This window comes from Arthrobacter sp. HMWF013 (genome assembly GCF_003061105.1).
In the GTDB taxonomy this organism is placed as follows: Bacteria; Actinomycetota; Actinomycetes; order Actinomycetales; family Micrococcaceae; genus Arthrobacter.
This window is the reverse complement of the sequence record NZ_QAIQ01000690.1, coordinates 1-5330: the sequence shown is the minus strand read 5'-3', so window position 1 is coordinate 5330 and position 5330 is coordinate 1. Positions and strand designations below refer to the sequence as shown.

The 5330-nt window shown below is 64.5% G+C and carries 4 protein-coding genes and 1 pseudogene; all 5 read left to right on the top strand.

The window, feature by feature from the left end; translation table 11 throughout:
- Nucleotides 1–411, top strand: a pseudogene (locus DBR22_RS22415) (SDR family oxidoreductase); the annotation flags it as partial.
- 83 nt (nt 412–494) lie between these two features.
- On the top strand, nt 495–1415 hold the full coding sequence (locus tag DBR22_RS22410) for a biotin--[acetyl-CoA-carboxylase] ligase (RefSeq protein ID WP_108600793.1): 921 nt from the start codon (nt 495–497) through the stop codon (nt 1413–1415).
- Nucleotides 1408–2025: a PH domain-containing protein gene (locus DBR22_RS22405; protein WP_108600792.1), complete on the top strand. Its 618-nt coding sequence runs from the start codon at nt 1408–1410 to the stop codon at nt 2023–2025. Before DBR22_RS22410 ends, DBR22_RS22405 begins: the two co-directional genes overlap by 8 nt.
- Complete coding sequence (locus DBR22_RS22400; RefSeq protein ID WP_108600791.1) at nt 2015–3130, top strand: adenylate/guanylate cyclase domain-containing protein; 1116 nt, start codon at nt 2015–2017, stop codon at nt 3128–3130. Before DBR22_RS22405 ends, DBR22_RS22400 begins: the two co-directional genes overlap by 11 nt.
- 208 nt (nt 3131–3338) lie before the next feature.
- Nucleotides 3339–5330, top strand: a 1992-nt coding sequence (locus DBR22_RS22395) for an Ig-like domain-containing protein (protein WP_181365296.1), incomplete at its 3' end; no start/stop codon positions are given.

The following is a 5330-nucleotide window of genomic DNA, read 5'->3' as shown; positions in this document are numbered from 1 at the left end:
CACATCCTCACGCTGTCCCCGCCGTTGAACCTTGACCCGAAGTGGGCAGGCAGGCATCTCGCCTACACCATGGCCAAGTACGGCATGAGCCTCACCACCCTGGGCCTCGCCGAGGAGCTCAAAGCAGATCGCATCAGCGTCAATTCGCTCTGGCCCTGCACGCTCATCGATACCGCAGCCATCCGGAACATGCCAGGCGGCCAGGCCATGGTCCAGGCCGCCCGCGGACCGCAGATCATGGCCGATGCCGCGCATGCCATCCTGACCGGCAGCAACTTCGCCGCGGGCGGAACGGCCAGCGGCAACTTTTACACGGATGAACAGGTCCTCGCCGCGGCAGGAGTCACCGATTTCCGGCCTTACAGCCTCGGCGTCGAAGAGGAGCACCTGGTTCCGGACATCTTCCTCTGAGCTGCCGTTCACCCGCGTCACCGTTCAGACATGTTCGCCGGGCGGACAGCCGCGGGGGAGCCGTGAGTCGATAGGATTCAACCATGGATGACTCACACACCCCAGGCAATCCGTTGAACCGCGGAGCCCTGGCAGACCAGGATTTCCTGGCAGCCACCGGCATCGCCAAAGTGGTGGTGGTGGACTCCACAGGTTCCACCAATGCGGATCTCCTGCGGTCCGTGACGGTGGAGCCGGCGGAATGGCCCGACCTCTCGGTACTGACAGCGGAATACCAGAGTGCCGCCCGCGGACGCCTTGACCGTCGCTGGGAATCGCCCCCGCTGAGTTCCCTGTCTGTGTCCCTGGTCCTGCGGCCGGCAAACGCCGACGGCAGGCCCCTGCCCACCCACACATACTCGTGGCTTTCACTGCTGGGCGCGCTGGCGCTCCGGGAGACCTTGCTGGACACGGCGGGCATCCCGGCCGAACTCAAATGGCCGAACGACATCCTGGTCCGTGGCCGGAAAATCGCCGGAATCCTCGCCCAGCTGGGGCCCATGGGTGACGGGGCCGTACCCCCGGTCATCCTCGGAACCGGCCTGAACGTGACCCTGACTGAAAAAGAGCTGCCGGTGCCTACCGCAACGTCGATTGCCTTGGAACAGCCGCTGACCACTGACCGGACCCTGCTCCTGAAGAGTTACCTGGCCCATTTCGCCGTGCTCTACCGCGGTTTCTGCAACGCCGACGGCGATCCTGCGGCCGGGCTTGCGGGCGGGCCGTCACTCCACAAGCGGCTTGAATCCGTGATGGTGACGCTGGGCAAGCAGGTCAAGGCGCAACTCCCCGGTGACCACGAAATCATCGGGCACGCCACCAGGCTCGATGACTACGGCTCACTGCTCGTGGTGGACAAGGACTCCCGCGAGCATGTAGTGACCGCCGGCGACGTGGTTCACCTGCGCCCCTGGACCCCACCGGGCACTGAGCCTCCCCAGGGCGCGAACGGCGGATATGCGTAAAGACCTCGTTCCGGGCGAGCAGGTCATTACGACCACCCGCCCGCAGCCGAGGAAACTGGCAACTCCGGCAGCAGCTTTCATCACCGCGCCGGCCGCCGCGGCTTTTGTCAGTGCCTGGACAATGCGGGGAGAAACGGCCCGGCTGATTCCGGTGCTAAACGCCGGCTGGACGCCCTGGATCATTCTCGCCTGCATCCTTGCCGTGGGTTGGATATGGTTGGCCTACTGCCTGCCCCGGCTCCTCCGGTGGCAAGGGACGCGCTATACGCTGACGAACCGCCGCATTGTTGCCCGCTACGGCATGATGAGGCGCCGGGATGTGCAGGTGAACCTGGCGTCGATCCGCAACGTGACGGTCCATCAGACGGTGCTGCAGCGCATATTGCGCTCAGGGAATATATCCTTGGAATCCGGGCACCAGGGCGTGGTGACCATTCAGGATGCCCCGGAAGCGGCCCGGTTCAGGGACTTCGTGCTGGATGCGATGGATGAACTGCCTGAGGCCGGGGGCCCAGGGACTGACGGAAGATTCGACGACACCGGCGTCATGGATTACACAGACCAGGCGATGCCGTGGGAGTTGAGAGAAGGTGGACACGATGAACGATGAGGACCAGCACCAGCTGCCGGATCCCGCCGCGCCCGGAAGTGCCCACCCGGCTACCGGCACCCTTTCGGCGGAACGCGTGGCTGCCAAAGCCCTCGAAACCAGGCTCCTTGGCGGTGAGCGGAAACTGCGTCGTCGGGAAGTGGCAGCCGGGGCAGGACTGTCACTGCTCTCGGCACGGAAGCTCTGGCGGGCGTTGGGTTTCCCGAACTTCGGGGATGAGGATGTCGCCTTCACCGAACGCGACCAGGCGGCGCTGTCCACCGTGGTGGACCTCGTCCGCACAGGCGTACTCACCGAGGAAGCCGCCATTTCTGTGACCCGCGCCATCGGCCAGATGACGGACCGGATGGTGGTCTGGCAGATTGAAGCCCTGGTGGAGGACATGGTCCACGAGCAGGGGGTCACGGACGCCGTGGCCCGCAAGCGGTTGGTCAACGAACTGCCGATGCTGGTGGATGCGCTCGAAGAGATGCTGGTCTACTCTTGGCGCCGGCAGCTCAACGCCGGAGTCCAAAGGCTGGGTGTGCGCGCCGAAGCCGGACTGCAAGCCAGCGAAGAGGGCCGCGAGGGCGACGAAGACGACGCACCGCTGCCACTGGCGCGCGCCGTCGGCTTTGCTGACCTGGTTTCCTACACCAGCCTGTCCCGCCGGATGAATGAAAAGACCCTTGCCCGCCTGGTCCAGCGCTTTGAGAACAAATGCGCCGAGATCATCTCTGTCGGCGGCGGCCGGCTGGTCAAGACCGTTGGTGACGAAGTGCTCTACGTCGCCGAGACCCCGGCAGCGGGAGCCGAGATCTCCCTCGCCCTGGCCCAGGCGTTTACCGAGGACGAAATCCTTCCCGAAGCACGGGTGGCGATGGTCTGGGGCCGGATCCTGTCCAGGCTGGGAGATATCTACGGCCCAACGGTGAACCTCGCCGCGCGCCTCACCAGCCTGGCTGACCCGGGAACGGTGCTGATCGATTCGATGACAGCGTCAGCCCTTGACCAGGACGAACGTTTTATCCTTCTCCCGCAGCCCTCCGAAAATGTCCGCGGCTTCGGCGAAATCCACCCCGTCCTGCTGAAGCGCGGACAGGGCAAGGGCCTGGTCCTGGACTAGCCTTGCCGCTGGCATTGACGCGGCGTCACGAATTTATCCACTTGATGGTGATTCGGCTATAGTCGGGTTGTCCGGCTGCTGCGTGGGGAGTAGTGCCCATCACAGCCAGCTCACGGCCCTCGGGTCAATCGGTAGGCTGTTATCGGAACTGCTGGCCTTGTCTCAGGCCGGCCCGGGGGAATCAAAATCTTGAAGGAAATCTGACGCCGTGACATCACTGCTGGGGAAGCTCGGTCTCAAAAAGCGGCACAACAAATTCATTTCGGGTACGGCTTTTGCTGTGGCCGGTGTTGCGTTGGTTGCGGGCGCCATCATTTACCCGGGGTTCAAGACCACTGAGGTGGAGCTGAACGACGGCGGTGTGTGGGTTGTCTCGAAGTCGAAGAATGCTGTGGGGCGGCTGAACTACCCCTCGCGGGTCCTTGATGGTGCGGTGACTCCGGCCAGCACCACCTTCGACATCCTGCAGGACGCCGGGAACGTCTTTGTCGATGACAACGCCGGATCCACCCTGAACCAGGTATCACCGGCGAACATGCGCCTGGGCGGGGACAAAAAACTCCCGGGCTCGGCGGACGTGAACTTTGGCGCCGATGTCATCGCTGTGACCGACCACGCCAACGGCAAGGTCTGGGCACTCTCGCCCTCAACGCTGAGCGGATTCGATGAGGAGAACACCGAGCCGGTCCTCACCGGTTCGGCCGGAACCGTTTCGGCGGTGGGGGCGGATGACCGGATCTATTCGGCGGATCCGGAGTCCGGTGCGGTCACGGTGACTGAGGTGGATGTCAATGGTGTGGTGGTGTCGACGGATTCGAGTACGTGGGGTGAGTTGAAGGGCGCCGGTGATTTGCAGATCACGGTGGTGGGGGATAAGCCGGTGGTCCTGGATGCTGCTGCGGGGAAGTTGTTCCTGCCTGGTGGTAAGCGGTTGCAGTTGGAGGGTGCGCGGGATGCGAAGTTGCAGCAGGGTGGTCCGGCGGGGGATTTTGTGGCGATTTCGACGCCGAAGGCGTTGTTGAAGCAGCCGTTGGATGGTTCGACGGCGAAGACGGTGGGCTTCGATGGTGAGGGTGTGCCGGCGGCGCCGGTGCAGCTGGGCGGTTGTGTGCATGCGGCGTGGTCCGGGGCGAATAAGTATGTGCGTGATTGTGTCAATGATGCTGATGACAAGAACGTGGATGTGCCCAAGGCGAGTGCGTCGCCGTCGTATGTTTTCCGTGTGAACCGGGATCTGGTGGTCCTCAATGACGTGAACTCCGGGAACGTGTGGCTGGTGAACCAGAACATGCAGCTCGTCAACAACTGGGACGACGTCATCCCGCCCCAACAAACCTCCGAGGACGCGGACAAGGACTCCGCCGACGAAGTCCAGCAGACGGTGCTCCCGGACCGCACCAAACCCAACAGCGCGCCGGTCGCCAACCCGGACACCTTCGGCGTGCGCGCCGGCAAGACCACCATCCTGCCGGTGCTGGACAACGACACCGATCCCGACGGCGACATCCTCACCGTCCGCAGCCCTGACCCGCTCAAATCCGGGCTGCTCGCGCCCATCTACGGCGCCACCGGCTTCCAGGTCAGCGTCGGGGCGGACAGGGCCGGTGCGGAAACGTTCAAATACACGGTCGACGACGGGCGCGGGCTTTCCGCCAGCGCCGACGTCACGCTGAACATCGTCCCGCCGGGAGAGAACTCCGCCCCGCGTCAGAAGCCCAACCGCAACACCACGCTTGTGGTCCAGACCGGCAAGAACGTCACCCAGAACATCCTCACGGACTGGATCGACCCCGACGGCGATGACCTGTTCGTTGTCGGCGCGGTCAGCAGCGATCCCCGCGACCAGGTAAAGGTACGTCCCGACGGGCTGCTCAGCTTCCAGGACGCCGGCACGGAAGCCGCGCGCAAGACCGTCACTGTGACCGTCTCGGACGGACGGTCCTCCGCCGAGGGCAAAGTGACCGTCGACGTCCGCGCCCCCGGGGCCCTGCCGCCGATCGCCAACGCGGACCACCTCGTCGCAGTCGCCGGCGTGGACACCGTGATTGCCCCGCTGAAGAACGACTCGGACCCGCAGGGAGGTGCCCTTCGGCTCGCCCAGGTCACCGCGGACGGCAATTCAACCGCCACCATGGGTGCGGACCAGCAGACCTTTACCTTCAATTCCACGGCCGAGGGCGCACACTACGTGACCTACCTC

Bases quoted from the DNA above. Each gene is read 5' to 3' on its own strand.
- DBR22_RS22400 (WP_108600791.1), top strand. From the start codon at position 2,015: ATGAACGATGAGGACCAGCACCAGCTGCCGGATCCCGCCGCGCCCGGA.
- DBR22_RS22410 (WP_108600793.1), top strand. From the start codon at position 495: ATGGATGACTCACACACCCCAGGCAATCCGTTGAACCGCGGAGCCCTG.
- DBR22_RS22405 (WP_108600792.1), top strand. From the start codon at position 1,408: ATGCGTAAAGACCTCGTTCCGGGCGAGCAGGTCATTACGACCACCCGC.